The sequence below is a fragment of the Xanthomonas sp. LF06-19 genome (assembly GCF_034105425.1).
Classification (GTDB): Bacteria; Pseudomonadota; Gammaproteobacteria; order Xanthomonadales; family Xanthomonadaceae; genus Xanthomonas_A; species Xanthomonas_A sontii.
This window is the reverse complement of the sequence record NZ_JAXGGH010000002.1, coordinates 145,247-163,328: the sequence shown is the minus strand read 5'-3', so window position 1 is coordinate 163,328 and position 18,082 is coordinate 145,247. Positions and strand designations below refer to the sequence as shown.

Annotated in this window: 13 protein-coding genes; 6 read left to right on the top strand and 7 right to left on the bottom strand. The window is 70.5% G+C overall.

Annotated elements, in window-relative coordinates:
* Positions 1-19: 19 nt before the first annotated feature.
* Complete coding sequence (locus tag SLW55_RS04700) at positions 20-793, top strand: lytic transglycosylase domain-containing protein (protein WP_320744704.1); 774 nt, start codon at positions 20-22, stop codon at positions 791-793.
* Positions 794-866: 73 nt separating this feature from the next.
* On the opposite strand, the gene treA is transcribed toward SLW55_RS04700, so the two are convergent.
* Positions 867-2,561 carry an alpha,alpha-trehalase TreA gene (gene treA / locus SLW55_RS04695; protein ID WP_148829875.1) on the bottom strand — a complete coding sequence of 565 codons (1,695 nt, stop codon included), beginning with the start codon at positions 2,559-2,561 and terminating at the stop codon, positions 867-869.
* A gap of 377 nt (positions 2,562-2,938) precedes the next feature.
* On the bottom strand, positions 2,939-3,859 hold the full coding sequence (locus SLW55_RS04690) for a GAF domain-containing protein (RefSeq protein ID WP_320744702.1): 921 nt from the start codon (positions 3,857-3,859) through the stop codon (positions 2,939-2,941).
* A 330-nt stretch (positions 3,860-4,189) separates the two neighbouring features.
* Between SLW55_RS04690 and SLW55_RS04685 the strand changes: the two genes are divergently transcribed.
* Positions 4,190-4,546 carry a hypothetical protein gene (locus SLW55_RS04685; RefSeq protein WP_226977997.1) on the top strand — a complete coding sequence of 119 codons (357 nt, stop codon included), beginning with the start codon at positions 4,190-4,192 and terminating at the stop codon, positions 4,544-4,546.
* Positions 4,547-4,983: 437 nt separating this feature from the next.
* Here the strand turns inward: SLW55_RS04685 and SLW55_RS04680 are convergent, their stop codons facing one another.
* From SLW55_RS04680 to SLW55_RS04665, 4 genes are all read right to left on the bottom strand, one after another.
* Complete coding sequence (locus tag SLW55_RS04680; RefSeq protein WP_320744701.1) at positions 4,984-5,763, bottom strand: DUF72 domain-containing protein; 780 nt, start codon at positions 5,761-5,763, stop codon at positions 4,984-4,986.
* A 263-nt stretch (positions 5,764-6,026) separates the two neighbouring features.
* Complete coding sequence (locus tag SLW55_RS04675; RefSeq protein ID WP_026143887.1) at positions 6,027-8,912, bottom strand: pitrilysin family protein; 2,886 nt, start codon at positions 8,910-8,912, stop codon at positions 6,027-6,029.
* 164 nt (positions 8,913-9,076) lie between these two features.
* Positions 9,077-10,549 (bottom strand): cellulase family glycosylhydrolase, encoded by a 1,473-nt coding sequence (locus tag SLW55_RS04670; protein WP_320744699.1) that lies wholly within the window; start codon positions 10,547-10,549, stop codon positions 9,077-9,079.
* Between the two features lie 254 nt (positions 10,550-10,803).
* Complete coding sequence (locus SLW55_RS04665) at positions 10,804-12,273, bottom strand: cellulase family glycosylhydrolase (RefSeq protein ID WP_267112731.1); 1,470 nt, start codon at positions 12,271-12,273, stop codon at positions 10,804-10,806.
* Positions 12,274-12,752: 479 nt separating this feature from the next.
* On the opposite strand from SLW55_RS04665, the gene SLW55_RS04660 reads away from it, so the two are divergent.
* From SLW55_RS04660 to SLW55_RS04650, 3 genes are all read left to right on the top strand, one after another.
* On the top strand, positions 12,753-13,271 hold the full coding sequence (locus SLW55_RS04660) for a hypothetical protein (protein WP_295965350.1): 519 nt from the start codon (positions 12,753-12,755) through the stop codon (positions 13,269-13,271).
* A 276-nt stretch (positions 13,272-13,547) separates the two neighbouring features.
* Positions 13,548-15,221, top strand: a complete 1,674-nt coding sequence (locus SLW55_RS04655) for a M28 family metallopeptidase (protein WP_320744697.1) — start codon at positions 13,548-13,550, stop codon at positions 15,219-15,221.
* 77 nt (positions 15,222-15,298) lie between these two features.
* On the top strand, positions 15,299-15,766 hold the full coding sequence (locus SLW55_RS04650) for a hypothetical protein (RefSeq protein WP_026143830.1): 468 nt from the start codon (positions 15,299-15,301) through the stop codon (positions 15,764-15,766).
* Positions 15,767-15,779: 13 nt separating this feature from the next.
* Here the strand turns inward: SLW55_RS04650 and SLW55_RS04645 are convergent, their stop codons facing one another.
* Positions 15,780-17,372 carry an APC family permease gene (locus tag SLW55_RS04645; RefSeq protein WP_017908520.1) on the bottom strand — a complete coding sequence of 531 codons (1,593 nt, stop codon included), beginning with the start codon at positions 17,370-17,372 and terminating at the stop codon, positions 15,780-15,782.
* Between the two features lie 283 nt (positions 17,373-17,655).
* Between SLW55_RS04645 and SLW55_RS04640 the strand changes: the two genes are divergently transcribed.
* On the top strand, positions 17,656-18,078 hold the full coding sequence (locus SLW55_RS04640) for a hypothetical protein (protein ID WP_017913863.1): 423 nt from the start codon (positions 17,656-17,658) through the stop codon (positions 18,076-18,078).
* Positions 18,079-18,082 lie beyond the last annotated feature (4 nt).

The following is an 18,082-nucleotide window of genomic DNA, read 5'->3' as shown; positions in this document are numbered from 1 at the left end:
CCATCCGAGCGTGTCGCCGATGCCGCTTGCCCGTGCCGTGCTGTGCCTGCTGCTGTGCTGTGGCGTCGTCGCCGACGCGGCAGCACGCACGGTGTACCGCTGCGTGCGCGACGGCACGGTCAGCCTGGCTACCGCGCCGGAACCGGGTTCGCGCTGCACCCCCAGGGAACTGGACGATGCGGCGATCGCCACGCCCAATCTGTGGGGCAACCTCGGCGTGTTCAGCGGCACCCTGTACGAGCGCGAGCAGGACGGGCAACTGGTCTACTCCACGCGCAACCTGCCGGGCTCGCGCCCGTACCTGCGCTTTACCGCGGTCACGCCGCCGGGAGAGGTGGCGCATCCCGGACTGGGCAAGCTCGGGGCGCCGCAACTGCAGGCGCATGCCAAACAGTTCCGCGCCGCGGCGCGCGCCACCGGGGTCGACGAGCCGTGGCTGCGCGCGATCGCGCATGCCGAGAGCGGCTTCTATGCCGCCGCGGTCTCGCCCAAGGGCGCGCAGGGGGTGATGCAACTGTTGCCCGAGGTCGCCAGGGAGTACGGCGTGCGCGACCCGTTCGCGGCCGACCAGTCCATCGACGGCGGCGCCCGCTACATGCGCGCGTTGCTGCGCCGCTACGCCGGCGATCGGGTGCTGGCCGCGGCGGCCTACAACGCCGGCATCGGCGCGGTGGCGCGCTACGGCGGCGTGCCGCCGTACGCGGAGACCCGCGCGTACATCGACAAGGTGATGGCGCTGTACCAGCGCTACCGCCTCGCGATGGGGATGGCCGTGGAGACGCCCGCGCAATAGCGGCGGCGCCCACCGCCGGCGTCGACGGGGGGGCAGGCGGACGCGGCGTGGCCGCGGTGCCGCCCGCGGCGGCTCAGAGCGCGACGGCCTCCGCCTCGGCTTCGGTCGTTGCTTGCGCGTGCGGCGCTGTCGGCGCCGCGGCCGGCGCCGCATACAGATCCAGCAGCAACAGGGTCACGCCATTGGTCCAGCCGAAGCCGTCCTGCAGCGCGTACTCGCCGCCGCCGCCGCCCTTGGCCTGCGCGTCCACGCCGTACTTCTCCACCAGCTTGTGCTGCTGCGCGAACAGCGCCTGCACCCGCGCCAGGAAGCGGCTGCCGATGCGCTGCGCCAGCGCGTCCTGGCCGTAGCGGCGCAGGCCGTCCACGGCGATCCACTGCAGCGGCGCCCAGCCGTTGGGTTCGTCCCACTGCTGGCCGGTGTGCAGGCGCGTGGTCGCCACGCCGCCGGGGCGCAGCAACTGCGCCTGCACGGTGTCGGCGCTGCGCTTGGCCCGTGCCGGCGAGGCGACCCCGACGAACAGCGGGTACAGCGCCGCGGCGGTGACCTGGTCGCGCAGCCGGCGCTGCTGCCAGTCGTAGTCGGCGTAGTAGCCGGCATCGCTCCACAGGTGCTTGTCGATCGCGGTCTTGCGCGCGCTGGCCAGGGCCGCGTAGTCGGTATCGCAGCCGGCCGCGCCGGGGTTCTTGGCGCAGGCCAGGGCCAGGGTGCTCTCCAGGTGGTAGAGCAGGCTGTTCAGGTCGACCGGGACGATGGCGGTGGTGCGGATGCTGGCCAGGGTCTTGCGGTCGCCGAGCCAGCGGCTGGAATAGTCCCAGCCGCTCTCGGCGCCGGCGCGCAGGTCGCGGTAGACCTCGGCGGCGGGGCGGTCCTTGGCCTCGGCGGCGGTGCGCACGTCGTGCAGCCAGGCTTCCGGGCGCGGCGTGTCGCGGGCGTCCCAATAGCGGTTGAGCAGGCTGCCGTCGGCCAGCCGCACCACGTGCGCATGCGCGCTGCCCGGGGCCAGGGTCTGCGCGCCTTCCATCCAGTACGCGTATTCCTTCTGCAACTGCGGCAGGTAGCGCGCGTAGGCGGCATCGCCCTCCACCTTGGCCTGCAACTGCACCATGTGCGAGAAGAACGGCGGCTGCGAGCGGCTCAGGTAGTAGGTGCGGTTGCCGTTGGGGATGTGCCCGTAGGTGTCGATCAGGTAGGCGAAGTTGTCCAGCATCTGCCGGCTGCGTTCGTGTTCGCCGCTCTCCACCAGGCCGAGCATGGTGAAGTAGGAATCCCAGTAGTAGACCTCGCGGAAGCGCCCGCCCGGCACCACGTAGGGGTGCGGCAGCGACAGCAGGCTGCTGTAGGGCGGAACGTCGACCTGGCGGCGCACCAGCAGCGGCCACAGCGCGTCGATGTGCTCGCGCAGGCCGGTGTCCTGACGGATCGCCTCGGTCTGCACCGGGCCGGATTCCTCGAAGTTGGCGGCGACGAAACGGCGCAGGTCGAAGCCCGGCTGCTGGCGCTGCGCCAGATAGTCGGCGTTGATCAGCGCCGGGTCGCGCAGCGGCAACGCGTCGACGAAGTGCTTCTGGTCGTCGAACAGCTCCTGCTGCTGCACCGCCTGGAACAGTTCCGGGTAGGCCAGGTCGGGCGTCTGCGGCGGCGGTGCCGGCGCGGTCAGCGTGGTCGCGGGCGCGGCCTCCGCCATGGCGGTGTCGGCGGTGCCCAGCAACAGGCCGAGCGACAGGCTCAGCAGCGGGGTGCAACAGGGAGGAGCGGCATGGCTCATGTCGGGTCCAGAGCAGGATGCGTGCGGCATGGTAAACGACCGAAGCGGAGACGGGGGCGCGCGGCCGGATCCGGTGCGTGCCCACCCGATCCTGCCCTGGCGGCCGCGCGCCGCCCGGCTCGTACCGGTGAGGGACCGCAACGCCTGGGGGCATGCAAGAACGGGGCCGCTAGGGCGGCGTGGCTGCTCGTCACCGGGTCAGCCGGAGCACGTCATCTGCAGAATGGTTGGCGCCGCTCGCCCAGAGCGGGGCGGCTGGGCGTTCAGCGCGTCGCCAAGGCCGGTGCGCGTAGGTGCTTGCCCGCTGCGGATCAGGGAGCTGGGGCGTCAGCGCGCCACGTGCGCCGGCGGTCGCCGGTCGGCGATCCGCCCGCAGGTCAGGCCGACTGATGCGGCCGCTGGCGGTCCTTCTCCGCGCTGAGCGCGGCTTCGGCGCGCAGGAACACCTGCCCGATCGGCTCGTCCGCCCGTGTGGCCTGGGCGTCGCCGACCAGTACGGTCAGCCCGAGCGCCTGCTGCCGCGCGGCGATCTCGCGCAGGCCGCGCAGCTTCTGCTCGGCGTCGGCGCCGTGCAGCATGACGATGAATTCGGCGTGCTCGGTGGCGCGGTCCACGGTATCGGCGCCGCCGTCGTGCACGTAGCTGGCCAAGGTGCGGTCCAGTTGCTGCAGGCTGCTGCCCAGCAGGCGTTCGCTCTGCCGCTCGGCCAGCGCGGCCAGTTCCTGCACTTCCAGGATCACCAGCCGATAGCGGCCGTCGGCACCGGTGCCATGGGCATCGGCGGCGTGCGGATGCAGGATCGCCTCGCGTTCGCGCTGCAGGGCGTTGCGGCGTTCGTCGAGCAGGCGCATGGTGGTGCGCGCGAGGGCGCGCAGGCCGTCGCGTTGCGCATTGCTGAGCTGGCGCGGTGCGGTGTCCAGCACGCAGACCGTGCCTAGTGCGACGCCGTCGTCGGTCACCAACGGCATGCCGGCATAGAAACGTGCGCCGGTGTCGCCGCGGACCACCGAGATATTGGCGAAACGCGGATCGTCGGCGAGGTCGGGCACTTCCAGCAACTGCTCGGGCTCACGGATCGCGTGATCGCACACTGCCTGGCTGCGCTCGGTCTGCGGCAGGTCCAAGCCCAGGCGGGCCTTGAACCACTGCCGGTCGCGGTCCAGCAGCGAAAGCAGCGCGATCGGCGTGTCGCACAGCGCGGCGGCGATCTGCACAATGTCCTGGTAGGCGGCCTCGGGCAGGCTGTCGACGATGCGGTAGCTGTCGAGGACACGCTGGCGCTGGGCTTCATCGGTCATGGGCGGCGTCGGGTCTGGCGCGGATCGCGAGGCGCAGCACCATACCGCAGGGCGTGGCGACGTCGCGTGGACGATGTCGCAAGCGTGACGCCGTGCACGTGCGAATCTTGCGCGCCTGGCCCGGCGCCGCCAGCGATGACGATCCGCCCGATGGCGTCGGATCCGGAAATTCACCGTGATAGCATCCGCAGTCTGACGGTTCGCAGTTCAGCTGAGCCGGAGTGACGCGTTTGCGCCAGCATCTGTAATGGCCGTGCTGCGTGCCTCCGGATGCCGCTGGATGCATGCTTCGGCGCCGGCACGCGCCACCACTTCGCAAGGACGACCACCATGGCTCTGCTGGCTCCCCGCCGTTCCCACACGCTCGCCGCTGTTTTGCTTGTGCTCTGGCTGCCGACCGGCCTGGCGTCCGCCAGCAGGGTGACGGGAACGATCAAGGATCTCTATGTGCGTTCGACCGACGGCGTGCACTACGTCGTGGTCAACGGCACGCCTAGCCAACGCCCGACCTGCGCCGGCAACACGACGTACTACATGATCCGCGATGAGACGTCGGACGTCGGCAAGGCGCAGTTGGCGATGCTGCTCTCAGCCTACATGGCCGGGAAGCCGGTTTGGATCGAAGGTACCGATGCCTGTACCCGATGGAGCGACGGAGAGGACATCCACAGCGTGGCTTTCCACTAATCCGCCGCTACTGCGCCGCGTTGGCCGGCGAGCCCGGCAACGCTCCATCCGCGCCGGCTGCTGCAGTACCCGAGGGGACTACCCGCGTCTTGGGCGCTTCCACGCCGAGCGGTCCAGCCCTCGGGGCCTGCGCGCGCTTGTAGGTGGCCGGTGCACCGATGTGCTGCAGCACAGCGGCCGTGAGTCGGACGAGGCCGCGCCGCGCTGCGATGACCTCGCAGCCGTGGCGCGGCGGGCCGTGGCCGATCAGCGCCTGAGCGGCTGACCGTCGCTGTCCAGCACCCGCACCTCGCCCAGCTTCGGCGCTCGCGCCGGCGGCTTCGATCCGCTTGAGGTCGCGGCTGCCGCCGCTTCTACAGCATCGGCGAATGCCGGGCTGGTCCCCGTCGGAGGAGCGGGCTTGTCCGCACATCGCGGGAATCGGCGGGGTGTGGCGGTCAGACGGCGGCGCCGGCGCCGAGCGCGCGCAGCTGCGTCTGCAGCGTGGCGGCGTTGTCGAGGGCGTGGCCGAGCGCGGTGTTGTCGAAGATCACCCAGGCTTCGCCCGTGCGTGGCGTGGCGGCGACGACGCGCTCGGCCAGGCCGCGCAGCGTGTCGTCGGCGTAGGCGCTGTAGTAGAGGCGCGGTGCGCCGTGCCAGCGCCAGTAGGCCGGCGCCGCCGCACCTGCTGGCTGCGCGGCGTTGGCGTTGAGGGCCGGGTCGGCGGCCACGCGCGCGATGTGGTGGCGCTGCCACAGCGCCTCGGCGCGTGCGTCGAACCAGCTGGCGTGACGCGGTTCGCAGGCGATGCCGCCGTGCCAGCGGCGCCGCAGCATCGCGAAGAAGGTGGCGGCGGTGCGCGCGTCGAAGGCCAGGCTTGGCGGCAGTTGCACCAGCAGGCAGCCGAGCCTGTCGCCGAGATGGCCGACCTCGTCGAGGAAGGTCTGCAGCAGCGGCCCGACGCTGGACAGGCGCGCGTCGTGGGTGATGGTGCGTGGCAGTTTGGCCGAAAAGCGGAACTCCGTCGGCACGCTGTCGGCCCAGCGCTGGTAGGTGCTGGCGCGGTGGGCGCGGTAGAACGTGGAATTGATCTCGACCGCGTCGAAGCTAGTGGCATAGCGCGCCAGCTGGCTGGCGCCATCGCCGACCAAGCCGCGCTGCGTGCTGGCGATCGACCAGCCGGCGCAGCCGATGCGGATGCGGGGGGCGACGACGCAGCGGGGAGAAGCGGTCGGCATCGGCGGTGGCAGGCCAGGACAGGCCTTGCGGATACCAAGCGTTGCGACCAGGCGCCGTGAAGGACAGGCGCGGCGCGCCGCCTTGGCGATCCATGCGCGACCCGCGCGCATGCCAGGGACGGTCGATGCCTGCAGCCTGCGCGTTCACTCACTGTCGTCGCATGTCGCATCGCGCGTTGGCGATGCGTTGCGATGGCGCCGGCGCCCATGCTGGCGCCGGCGCGTGGCGCATGGCGGGGCAGCCCCGCCATGCGTGTGCGGCGTTACGGCTTGGCCTTCGCCTTGACCGGCTGGCCGTCGCTGTCCAGCACCTGCACCTCGCCCAGCTTCAGCGCACGCACCGGCGCTTCGATCTGCTTGAGGTCGCCGACGATCACCCAGGTCATCGCCTGCGGCGCCACGATCTCCTTGATCGCCGCTTCCGCCGCCGGCTGGTCGACCGCTTCCAGGCGCGTCTTCAGCGTCTGCACGTAGTCGTCCGGGCGGCCGTACTGGACGATGCCTTCCATCGCGCCGAGCACCGCACCGGTGGTCTCGAAGCTGCCCGGCAGGGCGCGCACGCGCTGTTCCTTGATCTTGGCGATCTCGGCGGCGGTCAGCGGCTTGTCGCCGACCACGGCCTTGGCTTCCTTGAGGATCTCGGCGGCCGATTCGGCGGTCTTGTCGGTCTGCACCGGGGCGAAGAACAGGAACGGGCGCTGGCCGATCGCGTCGATCATGAAGCTGTTGGCGCCGTAGGCCCAGCGCTTGTCCTCGCGCAGGTTCATGTTCAGTCGCGAGGTGAAGGTGCCGCCGAAGGCGCCGTTGGCCACGCCGATCGCCAGGTTGTTCGGCGCCTTGGTCGAGGGTGCCAGCAGGCCGGCCAGGATCAGCGACTGCGGGGCGTCGTCGCGGTTGATCAGGAACACGCGCGGCTTGGGCTGCGCGGCCACCTGCGGCAGGCTCTTGGTCGGGCGCTTGCCGGCCGGGGCCTGCCAGTCGCCGAACGCGGCATCCAGCTGCGGGATGATCTTGGCCAGGGTGGTGTCGCCGGCGACCAGGATGCGCACGTTGTCCGGACGCAGCCAGTTGTTCTGGAACGCGCTCAGGTCGCCCGCAGTGAGGCTCTTGATCGCCGCCTCGGTGCCGGTGCCGGTGAGCGGCACGCCGTACGGATGGGTGGGGCCGTACAGCAGCGGCGGCAGGGTGCGCAGCGCCAGGCCCTGCGGCTGGGTCTTCTCCTGCGCGATCGAGGCCAGCCACTGGCCGCGGATGCGCTCGATGTCGTCGGCCTTGAACGCCGGGTTGCGCACGATGTCGGCGAACAGCTCCAGCGACGGCGCCAACTGGTCGTTGAGCGCGTTGAGCGAGGCGTCGCAGCTGTCCAGTTCGCAGGACACGCTGGTCATCGCGCCCAGGCGCTGGCGGCGCTGCGCCACGTCCACCGAATCCAGGTTGCGGGTGCTCTCGTTCATCAGCGCCGCGGTGAAGTTGGCGGTGCCGAGCTTGCTGCCGCGGTCGGTCGCGTAACCGGCATCGAACAGCATCTGGATCTGCGTGACCGGGATGGTGTGACGCTCGGCCAGCACCACCTCGATGCCGTTCTTGAGCTTGCCGCGCTGCAGTTGCGGGAAGCTCAGGCTCGGGAACTGGCTGGTCTCCGGCACGCCGGCCGCGCGGTCCACCTGCGACTTGCCGACGCTGTAGTTGCCCTTGGCCGGCACCTTCGGCGCGGGCTTGCCCGGGGCCGCCGGCAGCGGCTTGACCGCCTTGTCCTCGGCCGCCGGATCGAAGCCTTCCGGCGCCGGCAGCACGGTCAGCAGGTAGTCGCCCTTGCCGAACCAGGTGTCGGCGGCCTTGCGCACGCTGGCGACGGTGGCGTCCTGTGCGCGCTGCAGGTCCTTCTTGTAGGCGCCCGGATCGTTGCGGTAGACCTGGCCCTCGGCCAGCACCGTGGCCTTGCCGCCGAAGCCGCCGACCTTCTCCAGGCCGCGCACGAAGCCGGCGCGGTAGCCCACCTGCGCGCGCTGCAGTTCGTCGGCGGTGGGGCCTTCGGCCAGGAACTTCTGCAGTTCGTCGGCGATGGCGGCCTCGACCTTGGCCGGGTCCACGCCTTCCTTCACGTCGGCGGTGATCTGCAGCTGGCTGGCCAGCGCGAACGACTGCAGGCCGGCGGAGACGTCGTCGGCCAGCTTGTCGCGGTAGACCAGGCGCTGGTACAGGCGGCTGGTCTTGCCGCCGCCGAGCACGGTGGTGGCCAGGTCCAGCAGCACCGCGTCGTCGGTGCCCAGTTGCGGCGCCACCCAGGTGCGGTAGATGCGCGGCTGCGCGACGTGGTCGTGCTGCACGCCGCGGGTCTGCTTGGCCAGCGGGGTGATCCACGGCTGCTGGCGCGGCACCGGGCGGCCGGCGGGGATGTCGCCGAAGTACTGCTCGGCCTTGGCCTTGGCCTGCGCCACGGTGATGTCGCCGGCCAGCACCAGGGTGGTGTTGGCGGCGCCGTAGTTGTCGTGGAACCACTGTTTGACGTCGTCCAGCGAGGCCGCGTCGAGGTCGGCCATCGAGCCGATGGTGTCGTGCTGGTACGGATGGTTGGCCGGGAAGATGTTGGCCAGGATGTTCTCGTCGACGCGGCCGTAGGGGCGGTTCTGGCCCTGGCGCTTCTCGTTCTGGACCACGCCGCGCTGGGTGTCCAGTTCCTTCTGGCCGATCGCGCCGAGCAGGTGGCCCATGCGGTCCGATTCCATCCACAGCGCGGTGTCCAGCGCGGTGGTCGGCACGGTCTCGAAGTAGTTGGTGCGGTCGAACCAGGTGGTGCCGTTCATGTCGGTGGCGCCGACCTTCTCGAACGGCTGGAAGTAGGTGCCCTTGTGGTTCTCCGAGCCGGAGAACATCAGGTGCTCGAACAGGTGCGCGAAGCCGGTCTTGCCGGCCGGCTCATCGCCCGAGCCGATGTGGTACCAGATGCTCACCGCCACCACCGGCGCCTTGTGGTCCTCGTGCACCACCACGGTCAGGCCGTTGGGCAGGGTGAAGCGGGTGTAGGCGATCTCCGGCGCGGTCGCCTGGCCCGGCGTGGCCGCGGCCAGGGCCGACGGCGCGGCGACCAAGGCGGCGCCGGTGCCGAGGGTGAGGATGCTGGAGATCAACAGCGACAAGGGACGGAGCATGGGCCGGGCCTGAGTGTGGACAGTGCGCCAGCATAGAGGGGCGGCGGCGGCCGCGGGAACGTGACTGATGGCACACCGCGCGGCGCCGCGTGGGCGGCCGGCCTCGCGCACGGCCCGCGCGGGAGAAGGGCCGTGCGGGTGGCGTCAGGGACGCAGCGGCGCGCTCAGCGTGCGGCGCAGAAGCCGAACTCGGCAGTGGCGCCGGGGGCCAGGGTCTTGTTCCAGTCCACGCCGCTGGCGCTGAGCGTGGTGCCCGACTGCGTCCAACTGGCGTTCCACAGGTTGTTGACGGTGCCGCTGATCGACAGGGTGACGCTCCAGTCGCCGCTGCTGCCGCCGGTGTTGGTCACCTGCACGCGGTTGCAGTAGCCGGCGTTCCAGTCGCTGTCGACCAGCACCTTGGTGCTGAAGCTGCTGCCGGACGGCGGCGGCGTGGGCGTGGTGCCGCCGCCATTGCCACCACCGTTGCCACCGCCACCGTTGCCACCACCGCCACCGCCACCGCCCGTGCTGCTGCCGTCACTGTCCCACAGCTTCTTCAGCAGGGTCACCTTGTCGGTGCGCACCGTGCTCCAGTCGTCGTTGAGGATGCCGCCGGTGTCGCCGCTGTTCGGGTTCCACGACCAGTAGAAGCCGCTGTGGATGCCCTTGCCGATCAGGTAGTCGACCAGCGCGTTCTGCCACTGCACGTCCAGCGGATTGCCCTGGCCGTACTTGCCGCCGAACTCGCCCAGCAGCAGCGCGTGGCCGGCCTGGGCGAACTGGCCGAAGTGCTGCTCCCAGATCGCCGGCATGTTGGCCGGGAAGTTGGACGCGCTGAAGTACGGCTGCATGTAGACGTCCGGTCCGTACACGTGCGGGGCGAGCAGCAGGCGGTTGGCCGGGATGGCCAGCGGGGTGCAGGCCAGCGGTTCCAGGTTCTCGCCCCAGAAGTGGGCGGTGTCGCTGGAGCAGGTGGACGTGTTGGAAATGCCTTCGACCACGATCAGCCAGTTCGGCGCCGCGTTCAGCACCACCGCCGACGCGCGTTCGGCGGCCTTGTTCCAGGCGGTGGCGGCATTGCCGCTGCCCCAGGTGGCGGCGCCGTGCGGCTCGTTCTTCAGATCCAGGCCGATCACCCCCGGCACCGACGCGTAGCGCTTGGCCACGAAGCTCAGATCATTCAGCCATTGCTGCTCGCTGTAGCTGCCGGTGTACCAGAGTTCGGAGATCGCGTTGCAGTCCGGGGTGTGGTGGTCGAGCAGCACATACATGCCGCGGCTGCTGAGTTCGTTGATCACCTTGTCGAGCAGCTGCAGCGAGTTCAGGCCCTGCAGGTCGGGATTGCGGCTGTAGTCGATGCTGCCGGGCGATACCGCCTGCAGCGTCTGCGGGCAGAACGGCAGGCGCACGGCGTTGAAGCCCAGGCCCTGCATCTGCGTGATCATGTCCTTCCAGTTGCGCGCCCACAGACCGTGCACGGTGTGCTGCGAGGTCTCGAAACCGAACCAGTTGACGCCGCGCAATTGCACGGCGTTGCCGGCGTCGTCCACCACCTTGCCCTGGTCGATGGCATAGCTCCAGGCCGAGCCGCTGGCGACCACGAGCGCCGCGGCCAGCAGGCAGCGGGTAATGCGGGAATGCAGGGATCGGTTCATCGCGATGCTCCGAGGGTGGCCGGTGCGGAGTGCGCCGGCCAAGGGGGCGGATACTTGGCGGCGATGATCGGCAGTGTCCGCCATGGCGGCCGTGACTGCCGTTGCAGAAGACGGGCTTGTCCACGGATTGCGCGCGGGAGCTGTGGTGATGTCCACGGGCGTGCCGTCGCCTGGTGAAAACGCCAACGGCAGCGTCGTGGGACGCTGCCGTTGAGGTTGCGCCCCGCGCGCTGCGCGGGGCGATGGCGCCGTCTTCAGCGGGCGGCGCAGAACCCGAACTCGGCGGTGGCGCCGGGGGCCAGGGTCTTGTTCCAGTCCACGCCGCTGGCGCTGAGGGTGGTGCCCGACTGCTTCCAGGTGGCGTTCCACAGGTTGTTGACGGTGCCGCTGATGGACAGGGTGACCGCCCAGTTGCCGGTGGCGCTGCCGCTGTTGGTCACCTGCACGCGTTCGCAGTAGCCGGCGTTCCAGTCGCTGTCGACGATGACCTTGGTGCTGAAGCTGGCGCTGCCCGGGGCCGGGGTCGGCGTGGGGGTCGGCGTCGGGGTCGGGGTCGGCTCCGGGGTGGGCGTGGGCGTCGGAGTGGGTGTCGGCGTGGTGCCGCTGGTGTCGCCCCACAGCCGCTTGAGCCCGGTCATCTTCTCGGTGCGCACGGTGGTCCAGTCGTCGTCGAGCACGCCGCCGGTGTCGCGGCTGTTCGGGTTCCAGGCCCAGTAGAAGCCGCTGCGGATGTTCTTCTTGATCAGGTAGTCGATCAGCGCCTTCTGCAGGATCGGGTCCTGCGCCTGGTTGCGGCCTTCGTTGCCGCCGAACTCACCGATCATCATGGTGTAACCGAGCTGGGTCAGCTGGCCGAACTGGCGCTCCCAGATCGCCGGCATGTTGGCCGGGAAGCTGCTGTCGCCGAAGTAGGGCTGCCAGTTCACGTCCGGGCCGTACACGTGCGGCGACAGCAGCAGGCGGTTGGCCGGCACGTTGAGCTTGGTGCAGGTCAGCGGTTCCAGGTTGCCGCCCCACCAGTAGCCGTAGCTGCTGGAGCAGGTCGGGTTGTCGGTGATGCCCTCGACCACGATCAGCCACTTCGGCGCCACCTTCAGCACCGCCGCCGAGGCGCGCTCGACCGCCTTGTTCCAGTCGGTCTTGAGGTTGCCGGTGCCCCAGGTGTTGCGGCCGTTCGGCTCGTTCTTCAGGTCGATGCCGATCACGCCCGGCACCGACGCGTAGCGCTTGGCCACGAACGTCAGATCGCTGAGCCACTGCTGCTCGCTGTAGGAGTCGGTGTACCAGAGCTCGGAGATGCCCTGGCAATCGGGCGAGTGGTGGTCCAGCAGCACGTACATGCCACGGCTGCTCAACTCGTTGACCACCTTGTCCAGCACCTGCAGCGAATTCAGGCCCTGCAGGTCCGGGTTGCGGCCGTAGTCGATGCTGGTCGGCGCGACGCCGCGCAGGGTCTGCGGGCAGAACGGCAGGCGCACGGCGTTGAAGCCCAGGCCCTGCATCTGCGTGATCATGTCCTTCCAGTTGCGCGCCCACAGGCCATGCACGGTGTGCGCGCTGCCTTCGAAGCCGAACCAGTTGACGCCACGCAGCTGCACCGCGTTGCCGCGGTCGTCCACCACCGTGCCTTTGCTGACGGCGTAACTCCAGGCCGAACCGCTGGCGGCCAGCAGCGCGGCGGCCAGCACGCAACGGGTGATGCGGGTGAGAGGGGACATCGACATCTCTGCAGGTCTCCGGAAGCGGGCCGGCCCCGCAGTCGGAGCGGCCCAGATGAGGGTAGGGGCAACGGGCGCCGCGCCCGGCTCGGGTGGAAGCCGGGAGGCGCTCGCGGATCGGCGTGGCCACCGGATCGGCGCGGCCCCGTGATACGCGAGCGCGGCATTAGAGCATGTTCAGGTTCGTATTTGAGCGGTTTATCACAATAAATTTTTGCGACAGCGCACGTCTGGCGGGTGCCCGGCCCTCGCCGGTCCCGCGGCCGCCTCGCTACACTCGGCCGCTCATGCCTGCCGAGAGGGATCTTCGTGCAACGTCCAAACCTGTCCTTCGCGGTGCAGTGGCCCCATTGGCGCCCCGATTCCGCCTTCCGTGCGAGCCGCGGCGCCGACGCAGCGCGGCGCGCGTGAGTCGGGAACCGCTACCGCCGTCCGCAGCGCCGGCGCCTGCCCCGGCGGTTGCCGCCGGGGCCGCGGCGGCACGCATGGGCGAAGCTGCGGCGGTCGCTCCGGCGGACACCGCGACCGCTGCGCGCGCGCAGCCGGAGGGCGTGCCCCCGGGCAATGGGGCGCCGCGCTGGCTGGTCCGCAGCGGCGTGGTGCTGGCGTTCGCGATCGTCGCGCCGCTCCTGGGCACGCTGGTCGTCGGTCTGCCGTTGGCGTTTTCCTGGACATGGGGGCAGCCCGGCGGCTTCGGCGATGCGCTGCCGCTTCTCCTGCTCATGGCGTTGATGTCCTGCATCTTCGGCGCGTTGCCGGGGCTGTTGACCGGCCTGTTCGCCGCCTATGCCTGGCCCCGCCTGCGTGGCTGGCGCGCGCATCTGCTGGTGGGGGTGATCGGTGCCGCCATGTCGGCCGTCTGCGTCGGTGCGCTCATCGCCTGGATCAACAGCCATCGCGACGCGTTCCGCGAGCCCGGCGGCTGGCTGGGATCTTGCGTGCTTGCCGGGGGCGTCGGCGCCATGCTGCTCTCGCTGGCGCTGGACCGGCTGCGCGGACGCTGAGCGCTGCCGCGGCCCGGCCGGTGCTGGCCTGCGGCAGCGAGGGGGGCGCCAGCCGGCCCGCGGGCTCCAGCCACGGAAGTCCCGGGCGAGCGTCCATTTCCTCGCGCGTCCCTGCTACGCCCACGCGCAGCGGCACGCGGCATGCGCGGGGATGATGGCGCGCCCCACGACATCAGCGCTCGAACGACCGCGCGCGCCCAAACCGCCCCCGGCCCCTGCCGATCGCCTGGCCGCGCCGCTACACTCGAGGTTCTTTGTGTCTGCCGAGGGAACTCCGTGAAACGACCGATCGTGAGCCTGCTGGCGCTTGCGCTGTCCGGCGCCAGCCTGGCGGCACCGCCGCCCGCACCGACCTTCGACACCAAGCGCTTGTCCGCCGACGTCAAGACACTGGCCTCCGACGCCTACGAGGGCCGCGCCCCGGGCTCGGCGGGCGAGGAGAAGACCGTGGCCTACCTCAGCGCGCAGTTCCAGGCGGCCGGCCTGCAGCCCGGCGGCGACCTGCGCGACGGCAAGCGCCTGTGGACCCAGGCGGTGCCGCTGCGCCGCGCCGACATCGTCGGTACCCCGCAGCTGGCCATCGCCAGCGGCGACCAGCGCCAGGCCCTGACCCAGGGCCAGCAGATCGCCGTGCGCGCCGCGCTCGACGGCAGCAGCCAGGTGACCCTGGACGGCGCGCCGCTGGTGTTCGTCGGCTACGGCGTCAAGGCGCCCGAGCGCGGCTGGGACGACTTCAAGGGCGTGGACCTGAAGGGCAAGATCGCGGTGGTGCTGATCAACGACCCCGATTTCGAGACCGGCAAGGGCGCGTTCGACGGCAAGGGCATGACCTACTACGGCCGCTGGACCTACAAGTTCGAGGAAGGCGCGCGGCAGGGCGCGGCCGGCGTGCTGATCGTGCACGAGACCGCACCGGCGTCCTACGGCTGGGCCACCGTCGCCAACTCCAATACCAACAGCATGTTCGATGTGGTCCGCGACGATCCCAAGTCGGTGCACCCTGAACTGGAGGGCTGGATCCAGCGCGATCTGGCGGTGGACCTGTTCAAGCGCGCCGGGCTGGATTTCGATGCGCTGAAGAAGCAGGCGCAATCGCGCGACTTCAAGCCGGTGGAGCTGAAGGGTGAGCGCCTGTACGCCGACTACGCGGTGAAGTCGGAGGTGATCACCTCGCACAACGTGGTCGCGCGCCTGCCCGGCAAGACCCGGCCGGACGACACCCTCATCTACACCGCGCACTGGGATCACCTGGGCGTGGGCGCACCCGACGCCAAGGGTGATCGCATCTTCAACGGCGCGCTGGACAACGCCAGTGGCGTCGCCGCACTGCTGGAACTGGCCCGCGCCTTCGCCAAGGGCCCGGCGCCGCAGCGCTCGGTGGTGTTCATGGCGGTCACCGCCGAGGAAAAGGGCCTGCTCGGCTCGGAGTACTACGCCTCCAAGCCGCTGTATCCGCTGGCGCGCACGGTGGCGGTGATCAACATGGACGGCATGAGCCCGTTCGGACCCTCGCGCGATTTCGGCATCTACGGCACCGCCAAGCTGGAACTGCTCGACGACCTCAAGCGCGTGGCCAAGGGCTGGGACCTGCGCTACACGCCCGATCCGAAGCCGGAAGCCGGCTACTTCTTCCGCTCCGACCACTTCTCCTTCGCCAAGCGCGGCGTGCCGGCGCTGTCCTTCGCTGCCGGTCAGGACTGGGTGGACGGCGGCGTGGCGGCCGGCAAGGCCGCCTCGGACGACTACACCGCCAAGCGCTACCACCAGCCCGGCGACGAATGGCAGCCGAACTGGACCTTCGCCGGCGCCGCGCGCGACATGCAGGTGCTGTACACGCTGGGCGAGGAACTGGCCAATTCGACGCAGTGGCCGAACTGGAGCCGCGACTCCGAGTTCCGCGCCACCCGCGACGCCAGCACCGCGCAGCGCCAAGCCGCGCCCGCCAAGTGAGTCACGCCCCAGTGCCGCCTGCGCCGCAGGCGGCTGCGGATCCGCCGCCGGGCGCGGGCGCGGAAGGCGCCGATCCGATGGGCGCCGACGCGGGGAGCGATCCGCTGCCGCGCTGGCTGGTCTACCTCGGCGTGGCCGTGGCGTTCCCGCTGGTCGGGCCGCCGCTCGGGACCGTGGCGGTCGGCCTGCCGGTGATGGCAGTCGCGTGGCTCTGGGGCGGCGCTCACCTCGGTGACATCGGCGGCGGGCTGCTGATGCTGCTGGGGATCGCGCTGTATTCCTACCTGTTCGGCGTCTTGCCGGCCTTGCTGACCGGCCTGGTCGCAGTACGCGCCTGGCCGCATCTGCGCGGCTGGCGCGCGCATCTGCGCATCGGTCTGGTCGGCGCCGGGTTCTCGGCAGCGTGCATCGGCTCGGCGATCGCGCTGTTCGGCGATCACGCCGAGATCGGTGCGCTGGCCGCCGCGGCAGGGCTGTGCGCGCTGGCCGGCTTCAGCGGCGCCACGTTGCTGTCGCGCGCGCTGCAAACTTTGCGCGGCGGCTGAGCGCCGCCGCGGCTCAGCCGCCGCTGGCCTGCTGCAGCGACGGGGTGCGCCAGCCGGCACGCACGCCCCAGAAGTAGAAGCCCAGCGCGACCACGCCGACCACCACCAGGTCCGGCCCGTAGGACAGGTAACCGTGGCCGCCGAAGGTGGTGCTGCCGGCCCACGACAGCAGGGCGATGGTCGGCAGGTAGGCGATCAGCCAGCTGGCGCCGCGCAGGTGCCGGCGGAAATCCTTCCAGCCGTCGCGCTGCTGGTAGTAGGCGTACACCGGCAGAGCGACCAGCATCAGCAGGATGATCTCGCCGGTCAGCGGCCAGCGCGCCCAGTACAGCAGTTCGGTGGCCAGCACGAAGGCGGCGGCGGCCAGCACCGGCAGGCCGGCGATGCGCAGCGGGCGGTGCATCTCCGGCGCGTGCTTGCGCAGCGCCATCGCGCTGATCGGGCCGGTCAGGTAGGAAATGATCGTCGCCACCGAGATCACCGCCGCCAGCGTGCCCCAGCCGCGGAAGAAGAACAGGAACAGGTAGGACACCAGCAGGTTGAAGAACATCGCCGGGCGCGGCACGCCCCAGGTCGGATGGATCCGGCCCAGCACCTTGGGCATGGTGCCGTTGCGCTCCATGCCGTAGATCATCCGCGCGGTGGTGGCGGTGTAGGTGATGCCGGTGCCGCTGGGGCTGACGAAGGCGTCCACGTACAGCAGCATCGCCAGCCAGTGCAGGTTGACGATGATCGCCAGCTGCGCGAACGGCGAGCGGAAGTCGATGCCGTGCCAGCCGGCCTTGGCCAGCAGGTCCGGCGGCACCGCGCCCAGATAGGCGACCTGCAGCAGCACGTAGACCACCGTGGCCAGCGCGATCGAGCCGAGCACGGCGAACGGGATGCTGCGCCCGGGATTGCGCGCCTCGCCGGCCAGGTTCACCGGGCTCTGGAAGCCGTTGAAGCTGAACACGATGCCGGCGGTGGCCACCGCGGTGAGCACCGCGGCGAAGTCGATGGTGTGGCTGCCGCCGTGCAGGCCGACGCTGAAGTTCTCGCTGTGGAAGCCGCTGGCGATCAACGCCACGCCGGTCAGCGCCGGCACCACCAGCTTGAACACGGTGATCAGGCTGTTGGAGCGCGCGAACAGCTTGACGCTCCAGAAGTTCAGCAGGAAATACACCAGCACCAGCACCGCGGCGATGCACAGGCCGGGCACCGACAGCTCGCCGGCGCCGCCGGGCTGCTGCACGTACAGGTCCTGCGCCCACTGCCAGGGCCAGGACGCCATGTACTGCACCGAGGCCTCGGCCTCCACCGGGATCACCGACACGATCGCGATCCAGTTGGCCCAGCCGGCGATGAAGCCGACCAGCGAACCGTGCGAATAGTGGCTGTAGCGGACCATGCCGCCGGACTCGGGGAACATCGCGCCCAGCTCGGCATAGGCCAGGGCGATGGTGGTGACGATCGCCGCGCCCAGCACCCAGGCCCAGATCGCACCGGGGCCGGCCAGCCCGGCGGCGCGCCAGGCGCCGAACAGCCAACCGGAACCGATGATCGAACCGAGGCCGGTCAGCATCAGGGCGAACGGGCCGACATCGCGGCGCAGGGCGGTTTGGGTCATGGCGGGTCCGGCGGCGGCGGGAAGCGGGGGATGATCGCATAAAGCCGGGAATGGGGATTGGGGAATGGGGAATCGGAAAAGCGGCATGTCGTTGGCTGAACGTTCCCGGCTTGCGCTCAACGATTCTCCATTCTCCATTCCCGATTCCCGATTCCCGATTCCCGATTCCCGATTCCCGATTCCCGCCTTACGCAAGCTTTACGCCCCAGGCCCTCTTCCGCCATGGAACGCTTACGCGGCGCGCGCGCAGACTGCGCCACGTCCTTTCCGTTGGATGTGTTCCATGTCGATTCTGCTGATCCAGGGCCCGCATCGCGATGCGTCGGCCATCGCCGCGGCGCAGTGTCTGGCCGCTTCCCATGCCGCGCAGGTGGTGCCGGTGGCCTGTGCCGATGCCGCGCAGATCGTGGCGCGGCTGCGGCAGGGCGCGTGCGACGACACCGAGCTGGTGCTGCTGGATTCCGGCGAGTTGCCGGCATCAGAGCTGGCCGACCATGGCGCGCAGTTGTGCGCGGCGCTGGATGCGCTGGGCCATCCGTACATCGAGGTGCACGATGCCAGCGCGCAGGCGCTGGAACCGCTGCTGCATCCGCGGCACATGCCGTTGCTGACGGTGATCGCCAACGGTGCGCTCGCCGACAGCTACGCGATCGCCCTGGGCGTGGCGCAGCGCCGGCTCGGCGCGCGCGCGGCGCTGGCCAACTGAGGGC